The organism is Streptacidiphilus sp. EB129, assembly GCF_041262645.1.
GTDB lineage: Bacteria > Actinomycetota > Actinomycetes > Streptomycetales > Streptomycetaceae > Streptacidiphilus.
On the sequence record NZ_JBGCCS010000002.1, the window covers coordinates 76,087 to 98,893 of the forward strand.

Sequence of the window (22,807 nt, forward strand, 5' to 3'; positions counted from 1 at the left end):
AGCCCGGCAGAAACCGACATCGACTAGCCTGGGACGGTGAAATCCCACACCGTTGACGCCATCGACCGGCAGCTGGTGAGTGCGCTGCAGCTGGACGGCCGGCAGCCGTTCAGCCGGATCGCCGAGGTTCTCGGCGTCTCGGACCAGACCATCGCCCGCCGCTACACCCGGCTGCGCACCCAGGGGATGCTGCGGGTGCTCGGGCTGACCGATCCGGTGGCGGTGGGAGAGACGTTCTGGGTGGTACGGGTGCGCTGCACCCCGGACGCGGCGGGTGCGGTGGCGGCGGCGCTGGCGCGGCGCGGGGACACCCGCTGGGTCAGTCTCACCTCGGGCGGCACCGAGATCAGCTGCTCCAGCACCTCCGCGGTCGGCGAGGAGGAGCACGCGCTGCTGATGGAGCGGCTGCCGCGGACCCCCAGCGTGGTGGCGGTCTCGGCGCACTGCGTGATGCACACCTTCTTCGGCGGCTCGCTCAGTCTGGTCAACAAGTCCGGAGTGCTCAGCGCGGAGCAGATGCGGGAGCTGCGGCCGCCGGGCCCCGCGCCCGCGCGCCCGGCGACGCCGGTGCGGCTGGACGAGCAGGACCGGCTGCTGCTGGCCGAGCTGGGCAGGGACGGGCGCGCCGGACTGGCGGCGCTGGCCACGGCGACCGGCTGGTCTCCGAGCACGGTGCGCAGGCGGATGGCCGAGCTGCAGGGCAGCGGGGCGCTGTACTTCGACCTGGAATACGACCAGCGGATGTTCGGCCTGGAGGCCCGGGTGCTGATGTGGCTCTCGGTCGCTCCGTCCGAGCTGGCCGCGACCGGGGCCGCGCTGGCCGGGCATCCGGAGATCGCCTACGCCTGCGCCACCACCGGGGCCACCAACCTGTACGCGGTGGCGATGTGCCCGGACATGCACTCCCTCTACACCTACCTGACCACCCGCATCGCCTCGCTCCCGGCCGTCCGGCAGCTGGAGACCACCCCCATCATGCGGACCGTCAAGGGCCCCTCCCCGCACCCCGTGCAGTCGGCGCCCGCCCGGCACCGCGGCTGAGCGGACCGCGCGTCGCGCCGGGTCGGCGTGGTCAGCCCAGCGGGGGCAGGGCTTCGGCGGCGTGGCGGCCGAGCTGGTCGAGGGACTCGATCATCGCGTCGGCCCGGTCCGGGGTGAGCACGGCGAAGACGTGGCGCTCCACCTCGCGGGTGTGCCGCCCGGCGGCCTCGACCAGCCGTGCGGCACCCTCGTCGGTGAGGGTGACCACCTGCACCCGCTTGTCCTCGCGGGAGCGTGCGCGGGCGACCAGGCCGGCCTCGATCATGCGGTCGATCAACCGGGTCGCCCCGCCGCTGGTCAGCACCAGCCGCCGGGACAGGTCCCCCATCGGCGCCCCCTCCGGCTTGGCGGCGAGCAGCAGCAGCACCTCGAACATGGCGTGGCTGAGCCCGCTCTCCCGCTCCATGACCGACCCGAGCAGGCGCTCCAGCCGGTTGGCGGTGGTGAGCAGCACGCCGAAGGCCTGGATCCGGGGGTCCGCGACCGCCTCGGCGGCCGTGCTGATCCCGCTCTCGTCTGTCATGTCCGCCTCCAGGCCTCGACCGCTGCCCCACACCGTACTAGCAACCGCCGAGACGCCACCCGGGCGCACGCAAAAGCGGCACGGGCTCCACCGGTCCGTACAGGACCTCAGTCTGTGGGCGTGGAACCCATGCCGCAATCGCCCCAAACCGGGCGGCCCACCCTATGCCAGCGGCCCAGGAGCTGATGGCTCGTCAAAGGCGGACCGACAGCAGCACAGCAACCCACCACACGCCTGGGGGCGCGGGGAACTGCGCGACAAGCCCACCTTCCAGGTGCACCGGCCACAGAGCCCCCGCCCCGCAACGGTCCGCCCCGCTCAGCCCCCACCCTCGTGCACGCTGAACGCACTGCGCCTCGCGGCCCGGGCGACCCCGGGGTCGGGATGCGCCGAGGCCACCGCGGCCAGCACCTGCCCCGCCCGGGGGTGGCCGATCTTCCGTGCGAGGGCGAACAGGCGGACGGGGTCACCGTCCGCCGCGCCCTGGACGTGGCGCACCAGCATGGCCGTGTCGCCGTGCGCGAGCACCGCCGCGCCGGTGTCCACCCAGAGCCAGGCGGCGTCGTCCCGGTCCAGGACGTCCGAGGGCAGCACCCCCTCGTCGTTCTGCTCGGCGAGCCACAGCAGCGCGTACGGGCGCAGCAGCGGCTCCTCCGTGCAGTCCCTGACGGCGGGTTCGGCCGGGTGCCCGGCGACCCGCAGCGCCTCGAAGGCCAAGCCGCGCAGCAGGGCGTCCTCGCCCCGGGCCACGCCCAGCAGGTCGGCGACCGCGCGGTCGGTCTGCCGGGCGGCCAGCCAGGCCCGGTACTCGGCGCGGGCCGGTCCCGGGGTGTAGCGGGCGCAGGCGGTCAGCAGTTCCAGCGCCGACTGCTCGATGTGCCCGGCCGCGGTCTGCGCGACCGTGCAGATCTCCTCCAGCTTGGCCCGGACCGCCCAGTGCCCCAGCGGGGTGAGCTCCGCGCAGTAGCCGTCCTGCGGCTGCTCGCGGCGGACCAGCGCGCCGACCGCGGCGAAGCCGTCCAGCATCCACTCCAGCACCGCGCCTGCCTCGGCCGGGCCCGGGGTCAGCGTCAGCGACAGCGCGGTGTCGCCGCGCACCGCCGAGATCGCCCAGGCCGCGTGCGGGACCGGTGCGCCCAGGGCCGGGTGCACGCCGCCGTGCCACTGCTCCTCCAGGCCGCGGCGCAGCAGTTCCAGCAGTTCGGTCAGCGGCACCGGGTCGTGCACCAGGTGCAGGAAGGACAGCAGCTGGGGGGCGTGGTCGACGGCCAGTCCGGCCAGCGCGGTGAGCGCCCGGTCCGGCACCGGGACGAGCAGCGTCCAGGCGTCGAAGAGCGCGGCCCAGCCGCGCAGCACGGCCTCGTCGTCGTGCTCCCAGGCGTGCAGCCGCCAGCCCGGGCCGGCCCCGCTGCCGCGCAGCTCGACCAGTCCGGCGAGCCGGGCGCGTTCCCAGGCGGCCATCGCCTGAGCCGGGGTCATCGCCAGGGCCCGGCCGGCCGCGACCAGATCGTCGGTGAGCAGGTCACCGCGCCGGTCGACGTTGGGCAGTTCGCCGGCCCAGCGGGCGATCCGCACCGCGTCGGCGAGCAGTCGCCGGGCGAGCGGGGAGAGTTGGGCGGGTCCGGGCAGTCCAGCCGGTGGCGTGCGGCGGTTCTGCGCGCCGGAGCGCATGGGTGGGGAGGTGCGGGCAGGGGGTGTCGCAGGCCGGGCCTGCGGGGTGCGCGCGGCCGAGGGCAGCCGGGTCACCCTCGCGGTGCCGCCCTGCGGTCGGCCCGCTGTGTCGGGTTGGCCGTTTCGTTCGGGTCGGCCAGAAATCTCGGGTCGGCCGGTACGGTCGCGCGAATTCCGGGACGTCACGCCGTGCAGTCTTCCCCGTCCGCAGGGCAGTTGTCACATCCTCAGGTGCGGCGGCGTCGCCGGGGTCCCGGATTGGTGACGGATGGGTCACAGGAGGGGGGTGAGGAACCGGTTCAGCACTTCTTCGTACCGAGCCGGGTCGGTGTTCCACAGCGCCTCGTGCTCGGCCTCGGGGAATTCCTGGTAGAGCACCAGATCCTCACGGCGCCGGGCGAGTCGGCGGGACGCGGCGACCGGCGCGACGGTGTCGTCGGTGCCGTGCAGCAGCAGCACCGGCACGTCGAGGTCGTCGCCGAGCGCCAGCCGGTCGATTCCGGCGGGGTCCACCTGCGAGCGGCCCTCGGCGGCGCGGGCGCCGAGCTCGGCCAGCGCGGTGGGCACCCCGCGCCGGGTGGCCTGGCGGCGTACCGTGCTCTGCCAGTCGAGCACCGGCGAGTCCAGCACCAGGCCGCGGACCGTCTCGCGCCAGGCCGACCGGGCCGCCGCCTGCAGCACCATGGTGGCGCCGACGGACCAGCCGTAGAGCAGCACCCGGGTCGCGCCGCCGTCCACGGCCAGCCGGATCGCGGCCTCCACGTCCCGCCACTCGGTCTCGCCGAAGTGGCCGAGGCCGTCCGGCGAGCGCGGCGCGCCCTCGTCGTTGCGGTAGGTCACCACCAGCACCGGCACCTTGAGCGAGCTCAGCAGCGGCAGCAGCGGCAGGGTCTGCTGCCGGTCCCCGCCCGGGCCGTGCACCGCGATGACGACCAGGTCGCGTACGCCGGGCAGGTACCAGGCCGGCATCGGGCCCAGCTCGCCGCGTACGCGGGCCTCGGTGAAATCCAGCCCCAGCGCGCTTCGCGGGTCGCCTCGGTAGACCTGCGGGGTGATCCGGACCGCGGTGCCGACGGTCAGCGTGGCGCCCTCGGTGCTCTCCAGCCGCCGGTAGACGCTCTGCGGGTCGGTCTGCAGCACCTCGCCCACCACGGCCCGGCCGCCGGGCCACTCCAGGGCGTAGCGGCCGGGCCGCTGGGTCTCCCAGGCACGGGTCAGCTCCACCTGCCCGGCGGCGACGGAGTGGACGCGCAGGCCGTCCGCCGCGGCCGGGGCCACCCCCCTGGGGCGCACCGAGAGGTCGGAGACCACCCGCCCGACGATCAGCGCGGCGGCGCCCGCTCCGACGGCGGAGGCGGCGACCAGGACCGCTGCTCTTCCCCAACGCATGTCGCTCGCTCCCCGTGTCAGGTCCCGCGGGCCGTCCGGTCCACCGGCCGTACCGTCCCGGGCGGCGCCCGGTCCCACGGAACGGCCTACCCCGTCCGCTGTGCTCCATCCCAGTACCGGCGGGTACCGCACGCCAGCGGTGCGCGGCCATCCGACGGACTGTCCGACTCCGCGACCCAGTCCTGACACTGTGCGCATTGCCGCTGGTCGGGGCCGTGGGTAGCGTGCCGGGCACCATTCCCGGTCCGGAAGCAGGTCTCCCGTGGGCACCACGGCCACGTCCTCCCCGTCCCTCCCAGCCGCCAACGGCGGGGTCTCGTTCTGGTACTCGGCGATCGGGCTGCCCGAGCCCCGGCCCGCCCTCGACGGCTCGGCCGAGGCCGACGTGGTCGTGGTCGGCGGCGGCTACACCGGGCTGTGGACCGCGTACTACCTCAAGAAGGCCGATCCGGGGCTGCGGATCACCGTTCTGGAGCAGCGGTTCTGCGGGTACGGGGCCTCCGGGCGCAACGGCGGCTGGCTCTACAACGGCTTCGCCGGGCGCGGCGTGTTCGCCCGCCGCCACGGGAAGGCCGGGGCGGTCGCGATGCAGCAGGCCATGAACGCGGCCGTGGACGAGGTCATCGCGGTCTGCGAGGCCGAGGGCATCGACGCGGACGTGGTCAAGGGCGGGGTGCTGGAGGTGGCCCGTACCCCGGCGCAGCTCGGACGGCTGCGCGGTTACGTGGACGGCGAGCACGCCTTCGGCGAGACCGAGGTGGAACTGCTGGACGCCGGGAAGGTGGCGGCCCGGATCGACGTGGCGGGCGCGCTCGGCGGCAGCTGGACCCCGCACGGGGCGCGGATCCAGCCCGCCAAGCTGGTACTGGGCCTGGCCCGGGTGGTCGAGGCCATGGGCGTGACCATCCACGAGGGCACCACGGTGACCGAGATCGTCCCCGGCGGTTCCGGCGCCCCGGCCCGGGCGGTGACCGCGCGCGGGACGGTGTCGGCGCGGTTCGTGCTGCGGGCCACCGAGGGCTTCACCTCGGCGCTGCGCGGCGAGCGGCGGTCCTGGCTGCCGATGAACTCGTCGATGGTGGTCACCGAGCCGCTGCCGGCCTCGTTCTGGGAGCAGGCCGGCTGGGCCGGCCGGGAGACCCTGGGCGACATGGCCCACGCCTACATGTACGCGCAGCGCACCGCGGACGACCGGATCGCGCTGGGCGGGCGCGGCGTGCCGTACCGCTTCGGCTCCCGGACCGACAACGACGGCCTGACCGCGCAGCGGACCGTGGACCAGCTGCGGGCGATCCTGGTCGACTTCTTCCCGGCCGCCCGCGAGGCCCGGATCGACCACGCCTGGTCGGGCGTGCTGGGCGTGCCCAGGGACTGGTGCTCCACCGTGGAGCTGGACCGGGCCACCGGCCTGGGCCTGGCCGGCGGCTACGTCGGCAGCGGCGTCACCACCACCAACCTGGCCGCCAGGACGCTACGGGATCTGGTGCTCCGGGATCTGGCGTTGCAGGGGACCGGCGGCCGGGACGGCGTCTCCGGCGGCGACACGGCGCTGACCGGGCTGCCCTGGGTGGGCCACCAGGTGCGCCGCTGGGAGCCGGAGCCGCTGCGCTGGATCGGCGTGCACGGCATGTACGCCGCGTACCACGCGGCGGACCGCCAGGAGCGCGGCGGGCGCGCCACCACCTCCCCCATCGCCCGGGTCGCGGACGTGGTCTCCGGACGGCACTGACCGTCCCCGGGGCCTGGCGGTTCCCGGGGGCATGGCGGGCCGCCGAGAGGGCACGCCGGGGTGCACGCCGGGACGCGGCGTGCACCCTCACCCGTACGGCGCAAGGGTTGCGCGCGGACGGCTGACAGAGGGTAGGCGTACGAGTGCGCCCCGAGATGCGGATCGACGGCCGGTGTCACAGGCTTGAGTCCGGGGGTGACCGGAAGACCGCAGCACTCGACTCTTTGGGGTGCCCATGTCTGTCCTGCTCTGCCTGCTCGTGGCTCCACTGGGACTGGTCGTGATTCTGGGCATGTCCTGGTTCGAGGACCACTTCCTGAGTCCGCCCACCAGCCCCGCCGACCAGGTGGTGCGCAGTCAGATGGCACGCGATCTGCCGGTCCCCGGTCCCGTCGCGCAGGGCAGCGTGGAGCTGCTGCGGATCGTGCGCGCACCGCAGCAGAAGCAGCTCCCGCCGAGCGGCCCGCAGAGCGGCGACACCGCCGCCTGACGTGCGGCTGTGCCGTGTGACCGACCGCTCAGGTGTGCGTGTTGACGGTCGGTCGGGCGGCGTGGTGGGATCGCATGGCCAAACGGAGGCATGCAGAGGAAGCCGGTGCAAGGGTTCGCCCTGAGTCCGGCGCGGTCCCGCCACTGTCACCGGGGAGCGCTTTCGAACGACGGCCACGGCGGCGGGGCAACCCGCTGCGGGAAGGCCCGGAAGCGTGTCGATCCGGAAGCCAGGAGACTCTCGCCCCCGGTTCGTCGATCCAGGGCGCGGACCCTGAGTGAGGACATCCACGCCATGCGCGCTGCCCTGCCGCCACCACCGTCGACCGGTGCCGTTCCCCGCTCCGCGCAGTCGCCCCGCTGACCGCCGTGCGGGCGACGATCGCACCGACGATCGCTCTGGGCCTCGCCGCCGGTTACGCGGCCGACGCCGCCTTCGGCGACCCCCGGCGCGGACATCCGGTGGCCGGCTTCGGCCGGGCCGCCGGCGCGTTGGAACGGCGGCTGTGGCGGGACCGGCGCGCGGCCGGGACGGTGTTCACCGCGCTCTGCGTCGGCACCGTGGCCGGGGCGGCGCTGGCCGCCGACCGGGCGCTGCGCGGTTCCGGTCCCGGCCGGGCGCTGCTGGCCGGGGCGGCGACCTGGACCGTCCTGGGCGGCGCGTCGCTGGTCCGCGAGGCGCGGACCATCGGTGCCGCGCTGGAGTCCGGCGACCTGGCGGCGGCGCGGCAACGGCTGCCGTACCTGTGCGGGCGGGACCCGCGTGAGCTGACAGAGCAGCAGGTCGCCCGCGCGGTGGTCGAGTCGGTGGCCGAGAACACCGCCGACGCGGTGGTGAACGCCCTGGTCTGGGGCGCGGTCGCGGGCACGCCGGGGCTGCTGGCGTTCCGTGCGGTGAACACCCTGGACGCGATGGTGGGCCATCGCTCGCCCCGCTACCTGCGCTTCGGCTGGGCCTCGGCGCGGCTGGACGACGTCGCGGGCTGGCCGGGGGCGCGGCTGACCGCGCTGCTGACCGTCGCCGCGGCGGGGCCCGGACGGCGCGGCGACGCCTGGCGGGTGTGGCGCCGGGACGCGGGCACCCACCCCAGCCCCAACGCTGGCCAGGCCGAGGCAGCCTTCGCCGGGGCGCTGGGCGTCCGCCTCGGCGGGACGCTGCGGTACGGCGAGCAAGTGCAGCACCGCGCGGTGCTGGGCGCGGAGGCGCGGCCGGTGCGGACCGGGGACATCGAACGCGCCTGCATGCTGTCCCGCCGGGTCGGCCTGCTGGCCGTCCTGGCCACAGCGGGCGCGGCTGCGGTACGGGCGGGTGCGGCGTCGTGGGCTGGGAGGGAGCAGGGATGAACGGGGCACTGCTGGTCGCGGGGACCACCTCGGACGCGGGCAAGAGCGTGGTCACGGCGGGGATCTGCCGCTGGCTGGCGCGGCAGGGGGTGAAGGTCGCGCCGTTCAAGGCGCAGAACATGTCGCTGAACTCCTTCGTCACCGCCGACGGCGCCGAGATCGGCCGGGCCCAGGCGATGCAGGCGGCCGCCGCCGGGGTGGAGCCCGAGGCGGCGATGAACCCGGTGCTGCTCAAGCCGGGCGCCGACGGGCGTAGCCAGGTCGTGGTGCTGGGGCAGCCGGTGGCCGAGGTGGGCGCACTGGACTACCGCGAGCGCAAGCCCGCGCTGCTGCGCATCGCACTGGACTGCCTGGCGGATCTGCGCGACCGCTACGACGTGGTGGTCTGCGAGGGCGCCGGCTCCCCCGCCGAGATCAACCTGCGCGACCGCGACATCGCCAACATGGGCCTGGCCACCGCCGCCTCGCTGCCGGTCGTGGTCGTCGGCGACATCGACCGGGGCGGGGTGTTCGCGTCCATGTACGGGACGCTGGCGCTGCTGTCCACCCAGGACCAGCGGCACCTGGCCGGATGGATCGTCAACAAGTTCCGCGGCGACGTGCGGCTGCTGCAGCCGGGTCTGGACATGCTGGAGCGGCTGACGCACCGTCCCTCGCTCGGCGTGCTGCCGATGCTGCAGGGCCTGTGGCTGGACGCCGAGGACTCGCTGGACCTGGCCGGGATGGTGGACCGCGCGCCCAGCGGAGCCGCGCACGGCGGCGAGGTGCTGCGGGTGTCGGTGGTCCGGCTGCCCCGGCTGTCCAACTTCACCGACATCGACGCGCTGGCGCAGGAGCCGGGCGTGCTGGTGCGCTGGGCGACCCGCGCCGAGGAGCTGGCCGACGCCGACCTCGTGGTGCTCCCCGGCACCCGGGCCACCGTGGCCGACCTGGCCTGGCTGCGCGAGCGCGGCCTGGAGCGGGCGCTGGCCGAGCGGGCCGCCCGGGGCCTGCCGGTGCTGGGCGTCTGCGGCGGCTACCAGATGCTGGGCCGGACCATCGTGGACCAGGTGGAGTCCGGCGCGGGCGCGGTCGACGGGCTGGGCCTGCTGCCGACCCGGGTGGAGTTCGCGGTGGCCAAGACCCTGGCCCGTCCGGTCGGCCGGGCCTACGGCGAGACCGTGGCCGGGTACGAGATCCACCACGGGGTGACCACCGTCGAGGGCGGCGACCCGTTCCTCACCGACGACCTGGGGCGCGGCCTGGAGGGCTGCCGCAACGGGTCGGTCTGGGGCACCACCTGGCACGGCGCGCTGGAGAACGACGGCTTCCGCCGCGCCTTCCTGCGCGAGGTCGCCGAGCTGGCCGGACGCGACTTCCGGCCCGCTCCGGACACCTGCTTCGCCGCCGCCCGGGAGGAACGCCTGGACCGCCTGGGCGACCTGATCGAGCAGCATGCCGACACCGATGCGCTGCTGCGGCTGATCGAGGGCGGCGTCCCGGACGGCCTGCCCTTCGTCCCCCCGGGTGCGCCATGACCCCTGGCGACCTGCACCAACTCCCCTCGTACGCTCCTTCGAAAGGCCGACTCAGCGTGAACTCGCAGCAAACCGGGCTGGATCAGGCGTCCCCGGAACCCGGTCGGGCGGCGACGGTGCTGCTGCTGTCCACCGCCGACACCGACCTGCTCGCCGCCCGCGCGGCCGGCCCCGCCTACCGGATCGGCAACCCGACCCGGGTCGGCGTCGGCGCGGAGCTGAGCGCCCTGCTGGACGGCGCGGACGTGGTCGTCGTGCGCCTGCTGGGCGGCCGCCGCGCCTGGGAGGACGGGCTGGCGCAGATCGCCGGCTCCGGCCTGCCGACCGTGCTGCTCGGCGGCGAGTCGGTGCCGGACGCGGAACTGATGGGGCTGTCCTCGGTACCGGCCGGGGTGGTCGCCGAGGCGCTGACGTACCTGGTCGAGGGCGGATCGGCGAACCTCGCCGAGCTGGCCCGGTTCCTCTCCGACACCGTGCTGCTGACCGGCGAGGGCTTCGCCCCGCCCGAGTCGATGCCGCAGTACGGGGTGCGCGGCGAGCGGGCCTCGGTGCCAGGACGCCCGACCGTGGGCGTGCTCTTCTACCGGGCCCACGAACTCTCCGGGAACACCGGCTTCGTGGACACCCTGTGCGAGGCGGTCGAGGCGCGCGGCGGCAACGCCGTGCCGGTCTTCTGCGGCTCGCTGCGCGGCGCCGACGCCGGGCTCTACGAGCTGCTGGGGCGTTGCGACGCGTTGGTGGCCACGGTGCTGGCCTCCGGCGGCACCGTGGCGGCCGACGCCGGCGCCGGCGGCGCCGAGGAGGCCTGGGACATCGGGGCGCTGGCCGAGCTGGACGTACCGGTGCTGCAGGGGCTGTGCCTGACCTCCAGCCGGGCCGCCTGGCAGGAGTCGGACGCGGCGCTGTCGCCGATGGACGCGGCCATGCAGGTCGCCATCCCGGAGTTCGACGGCCGCCTGGTCACCGTCCCGTTCTCGTTCAAGGAGCTGGGCGCGGACGGCATCCCGGTCTACGTCGCCGACCCGGAGCGGGCCGGGCGGGTGGCCGGGATCGCGCTGCGGCATGCCGCGCTGGCCCACAAGCCCAACGCCGAGAAGAAGATCGCGGTGGTCTTCACCGCCTACCCGACCAAGCACTCGCGGGTCGGCAACGCGGTGGGCCTGGACACCCCGGCCTCCGCGGTCCGGCTGCTGGACTCGCTGCGCGAGGCGGGCTACGGGGTGACCGAGTACCCGTCCGGCGGGGACGAACTGATTCATCGACTGATCGCCGCCGGTGGCCACGACGTCGAGTGGCTGACCGAGGAGCAGTTGCGGGCCGCGCCCGCCCGGGTCCCGCTGGCCGACTACCAGCGCTGGTTCGCCGCCCTGGAGCCCGAGTTGCGCGAGGGCATCGTCCGGCACTGGGGCGAGGCACCCGGCTCGCTGTACGTGGACGGCGACGACATCGTGCTCGCCGCGCTGGCCTTCGGCAACGTGATGCTGATGATCCAGCCGCCGCGCGGCTTCGGCGAGAACCCGATCGCCATCTACCACGACCCCGACCTGCCGCCCTCGCACCACTACCTGGCCGCCTACCGCTGGCTGGAGCAGTCCTGGGGCGCGGACGCGGTGGTCCACCTGGGCAAGCACGGGACGATGGAGTGGCTGCCCGGCAAGGGCCTGGGCCTGTCGGCAGGCTGCGCCCCGGACGCGGTGCTGGGCGAACTGCCGCTGGTCTACCCGTTCATCGTGAACGACCCCGGCGAGGGCACCCAGGCCAAGCGGCGCGGCCACGCCACCATCGTGGACCACCTGGTGCCGCCGATGGCGCGCGCCGACACCTACGGCGACCTGGCCAAGCTGGAACAGCTGCTGGACGAGTACGCGCTGGTCAAGGACCTGGACCCGGTCAAGGCCCCGGCGGTGCGGGCGCAGATCTGGACCCTGGTGAAGGCCGCCGAACTGCACCACGACCTGCATGTCGAGGACCAGCCGGACGAGAACGCCTTCGACGAGTTCGTCATGCACATCGACGGCTACCTCTGCGAGATCAAGGACGTGCAGATCCGCGACGGCCTGCACATCCTGGGCGGCGGCCCGGTCGGCGAGGCGCGGGTCAACCTGGTGCTGGCGGTGCTGCGCTCGGCCCAGGTGTGGGGCGGGCAGGCGGACGCCCTGCCGGGCCTGCGGTCGGCGCTGGCCCGGGAGTTCGGGCTGGTGGAGAAGGAACTGCTGGCCGAGCCGGGCGCCTCGGTGCCGGTGTCCAAGGAGCTGACCGCACTGGTGGAGGGCCCGGCCCGGACCGGCTCGGACGCCGTGGACCTGCTGGAGCAGCTGTGCCGACGGCTGGCCGAGGGCATGGAGCGCGAGGACTGGGCGGTCACCGCCGCCGGTCCGCTGGTGGCCGAGGTGCTGGGCCGCCCACTGCCGGACGCGGTGGCGGTGCTGGAGTTCGCGGCGGAGGAGGTGGTGCCGCGGCTGGCCCGTACCACGGACGAGCTGACGCACATCCTGCGGGCGCTGCGCGGCGGTTACGTCCCGGCCGGGCCGTCCGGGTCGCCGACCCGCGGGCTGGTGAACGTGCTGCCGACCGGGCGCAACTTCTACTCGGTGGACCCCAAGGCCATTCCCTCCCGGCTGAGCTGGGAGGTCGGCCAGGCCCTGGCGGACTCGCTGGTGGCCCGCTACCTGGCCGACAACGGCGAGTACCCGCGCTCGGTCGGCCTGACCGTGTGGGGCACCTCCTGCATGCGCACCCAGGGCGACGACATCGCGGAGATCCTCTCCCTGCTGGGCTGCCGCCCGGTCTGGGACGACGCCTCCCGCCGGGTGACCGGCTTCGAGATCGTGCCGCTGGACGAACTCGCGCGTCCGCGCGTGGATGTGACGGTCCGTATCTCCGGGTTCTTCCGGGACGCCTTCCCGCACGTGGTGGCACTGCTGGACGACGCGGTCCAGGCGGTCGCCGCGCTGGACGAGCCGGCCGACGCCAACTACGTGCGCGCCCACGTCGAGGCGGACACCGCCGAGCACGGCGACCGGCGCCGCGCCACCGCGCGCATCTTCGGTTCCAAGCCCGGCGCCTACGGGGCCGGGCTGCTGCCGCTGATCGACGCCCGCAACTGGCGCTCCGACGCCGACCTGGCCGAGGTCTACGCGGTCTGGGGCGGCTACGCCTACGGCCGCGGCCTGGACGGACGGGCCGCGCGCGGGGACATGGAGCAGGCGTTCCGCCGGATCTCGGTGGCCGCCAAGAACGTGGACACCCGCGAGCACGACCTGGTCGACGCGGACGACTACTTCCAGTACCACGGTGGCATGGTGGCCATGGTGCGGCACCTCACCGGCACCTCGCCGGAGGCCTATGTGGGCGACAGCGCCGTCCCGGACCAGGTGAAGACCCGCACCCTGGGCGAGGAGACGCACCGCGTCTTCCGCGCCCGCGTGGTCAACCCCCGCTGGATGGCCGCGATGCGGCGCCACGGCTACAAGGGCGCCTTCGAGATGGCCGCCACGGTGGACTACCTCTTCGGCTACGACGCCACGGCGGGTGTCGTGGACGACTGGATGTACGAGAAGCTGGCGACGGAGTACGTCTTCGACCCGACCAACCAGGAGTTCATGCGCCAGTCCAACCCCTGGGCGCTGCGCGGCATCACCGAGCGCCTGCTGGAGGCCGCCGACCGGCAGCTGTGGGCCGAGCCGGACCAGGACACCCTGGACCGGCTCCGCGCCACCTACCTCGAACTCGAAGGCGACCTGGAAGGGGACGACCAGTGAGTGACACCCGGTATCCGTTCACGGCCGTGGTCGGCATGGACGAGCTGCGGCTGGCGCTGCTGCTCAACGCGGTGTCCCCGCAGGTCGGCGGGGTGCTGGTGCGCGGCGAGAAGGGCACCGCGAAGTCCACGGCGGTGCGGGCGCTGGCCGGGCTGCTGCCGTCCATCGCGGTGGTCGAGGGCTGCCGCTTCGCCTGTGACCCGGCCGCGCCGGACCCGCAGTGCCCGGACGGCCCGCACCCGGGGCAGGGCGCCGCGGCGCGGCCCACCCGGCTGGTGGAGCTGCCGGTCGGGGTGTCCGAGGACCGCATCGTCGGCTCGCTGGACCTGGAGCGGGCGCTGGCCGAGGGTGTCAAGGCCTACGAGCCCGGCCTGCTGGCCGCCGCCCACCGCGGCGTGCTCTACATCGACGAGGTCAACCTGCTCAACGACCATCTGGTCGACCTGCTGCTGGACGCCGCCGCGATGGGCCGCTCGTACGTCGAGCGCGAGGGCGTCTCGGTGCGGCATGCGGCGCGGTTCCTGCTGGTCGGGACGATGAACCCGGAGGAGGGCGAGCTGCGGCCGCAGTTGCTGGACCGCTTCGGCCTGACCGTGGAGATCGCCGCCACCCGCGAGCCGGAGCAGCGCGCCGAGGTGGTGCGCCGACGCCTCGCCTACGACGCCGACCCGGAGGGCTTCGCGGCGCGCTGGACCGAGGACGAGCGCGCGCTCGCGGCCCGGATCGTCACCGCGCGCGAGCTGCTGCCGTCGGTGCTGCTGGGCGATCCGGCGCTGCGTCAGATCACCGCCGTGTGCGCGGCGTTCGAGGTGGACGGGCTGCGCGCGGACATCGTGATGGCGCGCACCGCGGTGGCGCTGGCCGCCTGGTCGGGCCGGACCACGGTGCTGGCGGAGGACGTGCGGGTGGCGGCGCAGCTGGCGCTGCCGCACCGGCGCCGCCGCAACCCCTTCGACGCGCCGGGCCTGGACGAGGAGAAGCTGGACCAGACCCTGCAGCAGACCGCCGGCGAGGAACCCGACCGCGACCCCGACGGCCCGGACGGACCCGACGGCGGCGGCCCGGACGACCAGGGCCCGGGCAACCAGGGCCCGGACGATGACGGCCCCGACGATGACGGCCCTGGCGACGGCGGCCCCGACGGGCCGTCCGGCGGCGGCCGGGACGCGCCGCCGGAGGACGGGCCCGTGCCGGGGCAGGCGCCCGACGGCGAGGCCCCGGGAGGCTCCCGCAGCGCTCCCGTCCCCCCGCAGCCGGCCGCGCCGGCGGCCTCCCCGTACCGGACCCGGCTGTTCACCGTCCCCGGCACCGGGGACGGCGCGCACGGCCGCCGCTCGGCCGCCCGTACCCGGAGCGGCGGGCACACCGTCCGCGCGGCCCGGCCCACCGGCGCGCTGCAGCGGCTGCACCTGGCCGCGACGCTGCAGGCGGCCGCACCGCAGCAGCGGGCGCGCGGCCGGGACGGGCGGGCGCTGGTGCTGCGCCGGGACGACTTCCGCGAGCAGGTCAGGGAGGGGCGGGAGTCCAACCTGGTGCTGTTCGTGGTGGACGCCTCCGGGTCGATGGCGGCCCGGCAGCGCATGTCGGCGGTCAAGGGCGCCGTACTGTCGCTGCTGATGGACGCCTACCAGCGCCGCGACAAGGTCGGCATGATCACCTTCCGGGGTTCCGAGGCGACGCTGGCACTGCCGCCGACGTCCTCGGTCGAGGTCGGCGCGGCCCGGCTGGAGCAGTTGCCCACCGGCGGCCGCACCCCCCTGGCGGCCGGGCTGCTGCGGGCCCACGAGACGCTGCGGCTGGAGCGGCTGCGTGATCCGCGCCGCCGTCCGCTGCTGGTCGTGGTCACCGACGGCCGGGCCACCGGCGGCTCGCAGGCACTGCCGGACGCCCGCCGCGCGGCGCAACTGCTGGCCGCGCAGGGCATCGCGGCCGTGGTCGTGGACTGCGAGAGCGGCCCGGTCCGGCTCGGCCTGGCCGGAGAGCTGGCCGGGCATCTGGGCGGGGAGGCCGTCCGCCTGGACGAACTGGCCGCCGACAGCGTCACCCACCTGATCCGCACCGTGCAGAAGGAGGCGGCGTAGCCATGCCGCAGGGACAGCCGACCACCGTTCCCGAGGACGGCCTGACCACACGTCAGCGTCGCACCCAGCCCGTGCTCGCGGTCCACACCGGCCCCGGCAAGGGCAAGTCCACGGCGGCCTTCGGGCTGGCACTGCGGGCCTGGAACCAGGGCTGGCCGATCGGGGTGTTCCAGTTCGTGAAGTCCGCGAAGTGGAAGGTCGGCGAGGAGCACGCGCTGCGGGTGCTGGGCGCCAGCGGCGAGGGCGGCACGGTCGCCTGGCACAAGATGGGCGAGGGCTGGTCCTGGGTCCAGCGCGACATCGCCGACAGCGAGGAGGCCGCCCGCGAGGGCTGGGAGCAGGTCAAGCGCGACCTCGCCGCCGAGACCTACCGGCTCTACGTGCTGGACGAGTTCAGCTACCCGCTGCACTGGGGCTGGATCGACCTGGACGAGGTGCTGGCGGTCCTCAGGGACCGTCCGGGCAGCCAGCACGTGGTGATCACCGGCCGCAACGCCCCGCAGGCGCTGCTGGACGCGGCGGATCTCGTGACCGAGATGACCAAGGTGAAACACCCGATGGACCAGGGCCGGAAGGGCCAGCGCGGCATCGAGTGGTGAGCGGGGTGGTCAGCGAAGGAAGTCCTTCAGCTGCTGGGTGTCCAGTGTGAGGTCAACTGGGACAGGGAGCACCACTTCATCACCGATGGTCACGGTATTCGTCTTGGTGTAGCGACCAGAGGCAGGCTCGGTGTGGACGACGACCTCGCCCCTCGTGCGGTCGACGAGCAGGTAGACGGGAATGCCTGCTTCCGCGTAGGCGCGAGGATTGTCCACGCGGTCCCGCCGCTCGGTGTCGTCGTCGAAGGAGGTGACCTCGACGGCCATCAGTACGCCATCTGCGCTGGCTGTCCGGCGAAGCTCCCACGCGGCGCAAGGACTGCATCCGGCCTGGCTCTCCCTGCTCGGTACGTTTCCACCCGCAGCCCGACTTCCGCGTACATCCCGAGGTCGGGGCGGTGCTGCATGCACTGGGTCTGCAGCCAGAGGATCATCTCCGAGTGGTCACCGTCCGGCATCGGCCTCACCCCCAGCTTTCCGAACAGGAACTCGAGGCGGACCGTCTCCGGAGTATGCGAAGCAATCTCCTCGAACTCCGCAACCGTGATCTGATCCTCAGCCTGCTTCACCGGTCGGTCGTGCACTGCGGTCACCGCCTGCCTCCTCATCCGAGACCCTGGGCTGAGCACCCAGCGTAATCGGATGGTCGCTTGTCCTCCGAGCAGTATCACCCTACGAAAGGATGGCCGAATGAACCTCCCCCGTGTCGTCCTCGCCGCGCCCTCGTCCGGCAGCGGGAAGACGACGGTCGCCACCGGGCTGATGGCCGCGCTGACCGCGCGGGGTCTGGCCGTGTCGCCGCACAAGGTCGGGCCCGACTACATCGACCCCGGGTACCACGCGCTGGCGACCGGGCGTCCCGGGCGCAACCTGGACGCCTTCCTGTGCGGGCCGGAGCGGCTGGCGCCGCTGCTGCTGCATGGCGCGGCCGGGGCGGACGTGGCCGTGGTTGAGGGCGTGATGGGGCTGTTCGACGGGGCGGCCGGGCGCGGGGAGTTCGCCTCCACCGCGCATGTGGCGAAGCTGCTGCGGGCGCCGGTGGTGCTGGTGGTGGACGCCTCGTCGCAGAGCCGCTCGGTGGCGGCACTGGTGCACGGCTTCGCGTCCTGGGATCCGGAGCTGCGGATCGGCGGGGTGATCCTCAACCGGGTCGCCTCGGACCGCCATGAGCAGCTGCTGCGCGAGGCGCTGGAGGAGGGCGGCGGGGTCCAGGTGCTGGGGTCGATCCGGCGCACCGAGGCGGTGGCCACCCCCAGCCGCCACCTGGGCCTGATCCCCGCCGTGGAGCGTGACGCCGAGGCGTTGCGGGCAGTGGCGGAGATGGGTGAACTGGTCCGCGCGGGCGTGGATCTGGACGCGGTGCTGGCGTTGGCCCGCAGTGCCCCGCCGCTCCCTGACGCACCGTGGGATCCGGTGGCGGAGATCGCCGAGCTGGGCGGGCCGGTCGACAGCAGGCCCGTCATCGCGCTGGCCTCCGGCCCTGCGTTCTCCTTCTCCTACGCGGAGAACGCCGAACTGCTCGCCGCCGCCGGGGCGGTGGTCGCCCCGTTCGACCCGCTGCACGACGAGAAGCTGCCTGACGGAACCTCAGCCCTGGTCATCGGAGGGGGATTTCCCGAGGTCTACGCCGAACGGCTGTCCGGCAACAGCGTGTTGCGGGAGGCGGTGACGGCACTGGCCGCCTCGGGGGCGCCGATCGTGGCCGAGTGCGCCGGGCTGCTGTACCTGGGGCGCGACCTGGACGGCGCGCCGATGTGCGGGGTGGTGGACGCCGAGTCCCGGATGACCGCACGGCTGACCCTCGGCTACCGCGAGGCTGTGGCGCTCTCCGACAGCCCGCTGGCGGCGGCCGGCACCCGGCTGAACGGGCACGAGTTCCACCGCACGGTCTGCGAGCCGGGCGCCTCGCCGACCGCCCCCGCCTGGGGCTGGCGAGGACCGTCGGGGGCGCGCACCGAGGGCTTCACCTCCCCCACCCTGCACGCCTCCTATCTCCACCTGCACTGGGCCGGAGAGCCCCGGCTGGCGCACCGTCTGGTCCGCCGGCTCTGAGCGGACCCGAGGGCAGCGGTCGCTCATCAGGGCAGCTCCGGGCCGGTCGGCAGGGTGCCGCGCGGGCCCGTCCACGTGGGACAGGACACAGGTGGCTCGGTTGACTGGCCCGTCGCGGGCGTGGTGGGATCTCAGGGCCTGAAACGGCGGCAATGATGAGGAAGTCCGGTGCGAATCCGGCGCGGTCCCGCCACTGTCATCGGGCGGCCCGACCGGATTCCGGACGGGACCGTCCGCGAGCCAGGAACTCTGGCCGCCGTCACCACGAGCCGGGGCGCGGACCCCGAGTGAGGATTTGTCGCCATGCGCTGCCGCGCCGTCGTGCCCTTCTGCCCGCCCACCGTCCTGTGACGCCCCGTCTGGTCGGCGTGGGCATGGGCCCCGGCGATCCCGAGCTGGTCACCGTCAAGGCCGTGCGCGTGCTGCGCGAGGCGGCCGTGGTGGTCGTCCCGGTACTGGACAGCGGCGAGACCGGCCGTGCCGAGGCCACCGTGCTCCACCACATCGGCGACTCGGCGACCACCGTCGAACGGGTGGTGTTCGCGCTCAACGAGCGCGAGGACCGGGCCCGCCGCGAGGCCGCCTGGGACGCGGCGGGCGAGCGCGTCGCCGCGCTGCTGCGGGAGCACGGGACGGTGGCCTTCGCCACCATCGGCGATCCGAACGTCTACTCGACCTTCACCTATCTGGCCCAGACCGCGGTCACGCTGGTACCCGGGCTCCAGGTGGAGACCGTCCCCGGGATCACCGCGATGCAGGACCTGGCCGCGCGCAGCGGCACCGTCCTGGCCGAGGGCACCGAGCCGCTGACCCTGGTCCCGGTCACCGCCGGCTCGGCGGTGCTGCGCGACGCGCTGGCCGGCCCGGGCACCGTGGTCGCCTACAAGTTCGGTCGGCAGGCGGCCCAGGTCGCCGCCGCGCTGCGGGAGACCGGCCGGGACGGCGACGCCGTCTGGGGGGCCTCCCTGGGCCTGCCCGACCAGCAGATCCAGCCGGCGGGCCACCCGCTGGACGGTCCGCTGCCCTACCTTTCGACCCTGATCGCCCCGGCGAGCCGGAGCACCCGTGGAGGGAAGCTGTGACCGAGCAGCAGCAGCGCACCGGCAAGGTCACGTTCGTGGGAGCCGGCCCCGGCGCCGCCGACCTGCTGACCTTCCGCGCCGCCCGCGCCATCGCCGAGGCCGACACCGTCATCTGGGCCGCCAGCCTGGTCCAGGCGGAGGTGCTGGAGCACGCCCGCGCCGACGCCGAGATCCTGGACTCCTCGCTCATCCCGATGGAGGACGTGCTCGCCGTCTACGAACGAGCCGTCGGCTCCGGCGCCCGGGTGGCCCGGATCCACTCCGGGGACCCCTCGCTGTGGGGGGCGGTGCAGGAGCAGCTGGACCGCTGCCGCGAGCTGGGCCTGGAGACCGAGATCGTCCCCGGCGTCTCCTCCTTCGCGGCGGTGGCCGCCATCGCGCAGCGGGAGCTGACCATCCCCGAGGTCGCGCAGAGCGTCATCCTGACCCGGCTGGGCGGCGGCAAGACGCCGATGCCTCCCGGCGAGGAGGTCCGGGACTTCGCCCGGCACGGCACCACCATGGCGATCTTCCTCTCCGCCGCCAGGACGAAGCAGCTGGTGGAGGAACTGACCGCCGGCGGCTACCCGCTGGACACCCCGGTGATCGTCGCCTACCAGGCCACCTGGCCGGACGAGCTGGTGCTGGAGGGAACGCTGGAGACGCTGGAGGCCACGGTCAAGGAACACAAGCTGTGGAAGCACACGCTGTTCCTGGTCGGCCCGGCACTGGCCGCCACCGGCACCCGCTCGCACCTCTACCACCCGGGCCACTTCCACACCTTCCGCCGCGCGGACCCGGCCGCCCGCCGGGCGCTGCGCGTCGCGTCGGCGGCGGCCACCACGGCGCCGTGACCCAGGACCGGCCCCAGCCGGAACCGCCCGAGCCGGGGCCGCACCAGAACGGGCCGGGCCGGCCCGAGCTGCGCGAGCCGGACCTGCCGCGTACCGCGAAGGTGCGCGACGGCAAGGCGCTGCGGCCCGGCTGGACCACCGGCAGCTGCGCCTCGGCCGCGGCCCGCGCCGCGACGCTGCACCTGCTCACCGGCGAGCCGCAGGCCGTGGTCGAGATCGGCCTGCCCTCGGGGAACCGGGTCACCTTCGCCGTCGAGCGCAGCACCCTGCTGCGCCCCGGACGGGTGCAGGCCGTGGTGGTGAAGGACGCCGGGGACGATCCCGACGTCACCCACGGCGCGCACCTCACCGCCACCGCGGCCTGGCGCGACCAGCCGGGCCTGCTGCTGCACGGCGGCGTGGGCGTCGGCGTGGTGACCAAGCCGGGCCTGGGCCTTGAGGTCGGCGGACCGGCGATCAACCCGGTGCCGCGCGCGATGATCACCCAGGCCGTGGGCGAGGTCGTGGATCTCGGCAGCCGGGGCCTGGACGTCACCATCAGCGTCCCGGACGGGGAGCAGCGCGCCAGGAAGACCACCAACGGCAAGCTCGGCATCATCGGTGGCATCTCCATCCTCGGCACCACCGGGATCGTCCGTCCGTTCTCCACCGCCTCCTGGCGGGCCAGTGTGGAGCAGGCGGTGTCGGTCGCGGCGGCGCAGGGCGAGCGGGCGATCGTGCTGTGCACCGGCGGGCGCACCGAGAAGGGGGCGATGGAGCAGCTGCCGTCGCTGCCGGACGTCTGCTTCGTCGAGGTCGGCGACTTCACCGGCGCGGCGCTGCGGCGGGCCGTCGAGGGCGGGATGGAGCGGGCGGTGTTCGTCGGCATGGTCGGCAAACTGACCAAGCTCGCGGCCGGGGTGCTGATGACCCACTACACCCGGTCGAAGATCGACACCGGCGTGCTGGCCTCGATCACCGCGGCGGCCGGGGCGCCGGAGCAGGTGGTCGCCCAGGTGGCCGTGGCCAACACCGCGCGGCACGCCTACGAACTGTGGGAGGAGGCCGGAGTGCTGGACGCCGCCGGGATACTGCTGTGCCGTCAGGTCGCCGAGGTGATGGAGCGCTTTGTCGACGGCGCGCTGACCGCCGAGGTCGCCCTGGTCGACTTCACCGGACGCCGGGTCATCGCCGCCACCGGCGGGGGGCTGCTGCCGTGACCGACGCCCCCTGGATCACCGTACTGGGCGCGGCGCTCGCTCCCGGGCACGCTGAGCTGATCGCGCGGGCCCGGCTGGTGCTGGGCGCCCGGCGTCACCTCGACGCGGCCGGCGTCGGCCCCGAACGGGCGCTGGTGCTGGGGCCGCTGGCCCCGGCCCTGGACACCGTGGCCGGGCTGGCCGCGACTGCGGCGGGCGGCGGCTCGGTCGTCGTCCTCGCCTCCGGCGACCCCGGCTTCTTCGGCATCGTCCGCGCGCTGGGCGAGCGGTTCGGCCCCGGGGCGCTGGACGTGCGGCCGGGCGTGAGCAGCGTGGCGGAGGCCTTCGCCCGGCTCGGGCTGCCCTGGGACGACGCCGCCGTGGTCAGCGCGCACGGCCGGGACCCGCGCGTCGCGGTCAACCTCTGCCGGGCGCAGCGCAAGGTCGCGGTGCTGACCGCGCCCGGCGCGGGCCCGGCCGAGCTGGGCGCGGCGCTGCTCGCGATGCCCGGCCTGCGGCGGCGGCTGGTGGTCGCCTCCGACCTGGGCTCCGCGCGGGAACGGGTGGAGACGGTGACGCCGGCTCAGGCGGTGGCGCGGGACTGGCCCGGCGTGCACGTGGTGCTGTGCCTGGGTGAGGGCGCGGGCGGAGCGGTCGGGCCGATGCGGTCGGTGGCCGGACCGGCGCCGGTCGCCGAGGGCGGCTGGGCCCTGCCCGAGGGCGCGTTCGAGCACCGGGACGCCATGGTCACCAAGGCCGAGGTACGGGCGCTGGCGCTGGCCCGACTCGGCCCGCGTCCCGGCGAGCTGCTCTGGGACGTCGGCGCGGGGAGCGGCTCGGTGGCCGTGGAGTGCGCGCGGCTCGGCGCAGCCGTGGTCGCCGTCGAGCGGACGGTGGACGGGGCGGCCCGGGTCCGGGCCAACGCGGCCGCGCACGGGGTGGACGTCGGCGTGGTGTGCGGAAGCGCGCCGGAGGCGCTGGCCGGACTGCCCGAGCCCGATGCGGTCTTCGTCGGCGGCGGGGGCGCGGACCTGCCCGCGATCGTCGCCGCCTGCGCGGAGCGGGCCCGGCGCACGGTCGTGGTGACCCTTGCCGCGCTCGACCGGGTACCGGCCGTCCGGGCGACGCTGCTCGCGGCCGGCTTCAGCGCCGAGGGCGTGCAGTTGCAGGCCTCCCGGCTGGCCCCGCTGCCCGGCGAGGTCACCCGTCTCGCCGCCACCAACCCGGTCTTCGTCCTCTGGGGCACACGTGCGCGCAGCGCGGACAGCACCAGCGGCACGGGCGACCCGGGCAGCGCGGGCACGCTGGGCAGCGCGGGCGGCACGGGCAGGACAGGCGGCGCGGAGCGCTTCGGCGGCACGGGCGGCACCAGCGGCGGGGGCAGCACGGGCGGCGCGGAGCGCATCGGCGGCGCGGACCGCGCGAGCGGCGCGGACACGTTGGGCAGCGCGGGCAGGGCAGGCGGCGCGGAGCGCATCGGCCGCGGGGGCGACACCACACTCGCCCGAGGCAGTGCGC

The 22,807-nt window shown here is 74.9% G+C and carries 15 protein-coding genes, 2 pseudogenes and 2 riboswitches; of the genes and pseudogenes, 13 read left to right on the plus strand and 4 right to left on the minus strand.

Going from position 1 to position 22,807, the window contains the following annotated elements:
* Window positions 1-36: 36 nt before the first annotated feature.
* Complete coding sequence (locus tag ABH925_RS02590) at window positions 37-1,041, plus strand: Lrp/AsnC family transcriptional regulator (protein ID WP_370145071.1); 1,005 nt, start codon at window positions 37-39, stop codon at window positions 1,039-1,041.
* A gap of 31 nt (window positions 1,042-1,072) precedes the next feature.
* Here ABH925_RS02590 and ABH925_RS02595 read toward each other — a convergent pair whose 3' ends face one another.
* The 3 genes from ABH925_RS02595 to ABH925_RS02605 form a co-directional block, all read right to left on the minus strand.
* The gene (locus tag ABH925_RS02595) at window positions 1,073-1,564 is read right to left on the minus strand and encodes a MarR family winged helix-turn-helix transcriptional regulator (RefSeq protein ID WP_370145072.1); all 492 of its coding nucleotides are present in this window, start codon (window positions 1,562-1,564) and stop codon (window positions 1,073-1,075) included.
* 318 nt (window positions 1,565-1,882) lie between these two features.
* Complete coding sequence (locus ABH925_RS02600; protein WP_370145074.1) at window positions 1,883-3,235, minus strand: hypothetical protein; 1,353 nt, start codon at window positions 3,233-3,235, stop codon at window positions 1,883-1,885.
* Window positions 3,236-3,508: 273 nt separating this feature from the next.
* Window positions 3,509-4,624: an alpha/beta fold hydrolase gene (locus ABH925_RS02605; protein WP_370145076.1), complete on the minus strand. Its 1,116-nt coding sequence runs from the start codon at window positions 4,622-4,624 to the stop codon at window positions 3,509-3,511.
* 262 nt (window positions 4,625-4,886) lie between these two features.
* Here ABH925_RS02605 and ABH925_RS02610 point away from each other — a divergent pair, with 262 nt between their 5' ends.
* From ABH925_RS02610 to cobO, 7 genes are all read left to right on the plus strand, one after another.
* Window positions 4,887-6,353, plus strand: coding sequence for an NAD(P)/FAD-dependent oxidoreductase (locus ABH925_RS02610; protein ID WP_370145078.1), 1,467 nt, complete (start codon window positions 4,887-4,889; stop codon window positions 6,351-6,353).
* Window positions 6,354-6,582: 229 nt separating this feature from the next.
* Window positions 6,583-6,843, plus strand: a complete 261-nt coding sequence (locus ABH925_RS02615) for a hypothetical protein (RefSeq protein WP_370145080.1) — start codon at window positions 6,583-6,585, stop codon at window positions 6,841-6,843.
* 94 nt (window positions 6,844-6,937) lie between these two features.
* Window positions 6,938-7,083: riboswitch (cobalamin riboswitch) on the plus strand.
* A 128-nt stretch (window positions 7,084-7,211) separates the two neighbouring features.
* Window positions 7,212-8,186: a cobalamin biosynthesis protein gene (locus tag ABH925_RS02620; protein ID WP_370145081.1), complete on the plus strand. Its 975-nt coding sequence runs from the start codon at window positions 7,212-7,214 to the stop codon at window positions 8,184-8,186.
* Window positions 8,183-9,703 (plus strand): cobyric acid synthase, encoded by a 1,521-nt coding sequence (locus ABH925_RS02625; RefSeq protein ID WP_370145083.1) that lies wholly within the window; start codon window positions 8,183-8,185, stop codon window positions 9,701-9,703. The genes ABH925_RS02620 and ABH925_RS02625 overlap by 4 nt, the downstream gene beginning before the upstream one ends.
* A 125-nt stretch (window positions 9,704-9,828) precedes the next feature.
* Window positions 9,829-13,464 (plus strand): cobaltochelatase subunit CobN, encoded by a 3,636-nt coding sequence (gene cobN / locus ABH925_RS02630; protein ID WP_370145401.1) that lies wholly within the window; start codon window positions 9,829-9,831, stop codon window positions 13,462-13,464.
* Window positions 13,465-13,499: 35 nt separating this feature from the next.
* On the plus strand, window positions 13,500-15,545 hold the full coding sequence (locus ABH925_RS02635) for a putative cobaltochelatase (RefSeq protein ID WP_370145402.1): 2,046 nt from the start codon (window positions 13,500-13,502) through the stop codon (window positions 15,543-15,545).
* Between the two features lie 2 nt (window positions 15,546-15,547).
* A complete protein-coding gene (gene cobO, locus ABH925_RS02640; RefSeq protein WP_370145084.1) occupies window positions 15,548-16,144 on the plus strand; it encodes a cob(I)yrinic acid a,c-diamide adenosyltransferase in 597 nt (198 codons plus the stop codon).
* 9 nt (window positions 16,145-16,153) lie between these two features.
* On the opposite strand, the pseudogene ABH925_RS02645 reads toward cobO, so the two are convergent.
* A pseudogene (locus ABH925_RS02645) lies at window positions 16,154-16,752 on the minus strand (Uma2 family endonuclease).
* 82 nt (window positions 16,753-16,834) lie between these two features.
* Between ABH925_RS02645 and ABH925_RS02650 the strand changes: the two are divergent.
* The 5 genes and pseudogenes from ABH925_RS02650 to cbiE all read left to right on the plus strand — a co-directional run.
* A complete protein-coding gene (locus ABH925_RS02650) occupies window positions 16,835-18,196 on the plus strand; it encodes a cobyrinate a,c-diamide synthase (protein ID WP_370145085.1) in 1,362 nt (453 codons plus the stop codon).
* A 155-nt stretch (window positions 18,197-18,351) separates the two neighbouring features.
* Window positions 18,352-18,446, plus strand: a riboswitch (cobalamin riboswitch).
* Between the two features lie 97 nt (window positions 18,447-18,543).
* Entirely contained in the window at window positions 18,544-19,278 is a 735-nt protein-coding gene (gene cobI, locus ABH925_RS02655; protein ID WP_370145086.1) for a precorrin-2 C(20)-methyltransferase, read from the plus strand.
* Window positions 19,275-20,111 (plus strand): precorrin-4 C(11)-methyltransferase, encoded by an 837-nt coding sequence (cobM, locus tag ABH925_RS02660; RefSeq protein ID WP_370145087.1) that lies wholly within the window; start codon window positions 19,275-19,277, stop codon window positions 20,109-20,111. The genes cobI and cobM overlap by 4 nt, the downstream gene beginning before the upstream one ends.
* Window positions 20,108-21,310: a cobalt-precorrin-5B (C(1))-methyltransferase gene (locus tag ABH925_RS02665; protein ID WP_370145088.1), complete on the plus strand. Its 1,203-nt coding sequence runs from the start codon at window positions 20,108-20,110 to the stop codon at window positions 21,308-21,310. The genes cobM and ABH925_RS02665 overlap by 4 nt, the downstream gene beginning before the upstream one ends.
* Before the next feature lie 14 nt (window positions 21,311-21,324).
* Window positions 21,325-22,539 (plus strand): annotated as a pseudogene (gene cbiE, locus ABH925_RS02670) (precorrin-6y C5,15-methyltransferase (decarboxylating) subunit CbiE); the annotation flags it as partial.
* Window positions 22,540-22,807: the final 268 nt, after the last annotated feature.

What these genes read in the sequence shown, in the direction of transcription:
- ABH925_RS02595 (WP_370145072.1), bottom strand. Translation starts at nt 1,564, where the DNA reads ATGACAGACGAGAGCGGGATCAGCACGGCCGCCGAGGCGGTCGCGGAC.
- ABH925_RS02600 (WP_370145074.1), bottom strand. Translation starts at nt 3,235, where the DNA reads ATGCGCTCCGGCGCGCAGAACCGCCGCACGCCACCGGCTGGACTGCCC.
- ABH925_RS02605 (WP_370145076.1), bottom strand. Translation starts at nt 4,624, where the DNA reads ATGCGTTGGGGAAGAGCAGCGGTCCTGGTCGCCGCCTCCGCCGTCGGA.
- ABH925_RS02625 (WP_370145083.1), top strand. Translation starts at nt 8,183, where the DNA reads ATGAACGGGGCACTGCTGGTCGCGGGGACCACCTCGGACGCGGGCAAG.
- ABH925_RS02635 (WP_370145402.1), top strand. Translation starts at nt 13,500, where the DNA reads ATGGACGAGCTGCGGCTGGCGCTGCTGCTCAACGCGGTGTCCCCGCAG.
- cobO (WP_370145084.1), top strand. Translation starts at nt 15,548, where the DNA reads ATGCCGCAGGGACAGCCGACCACCGTTCCCGAGGACGGCCTGACCACA.
- ABH925_RS02650 (WP_370145085.1), top strand. Translation starts at nt 16,835, where the DNA reads ATGAACCTCCCCCGTGTCGTCCTCGCCGCGCCCTCGTCCGGCAGCGGG.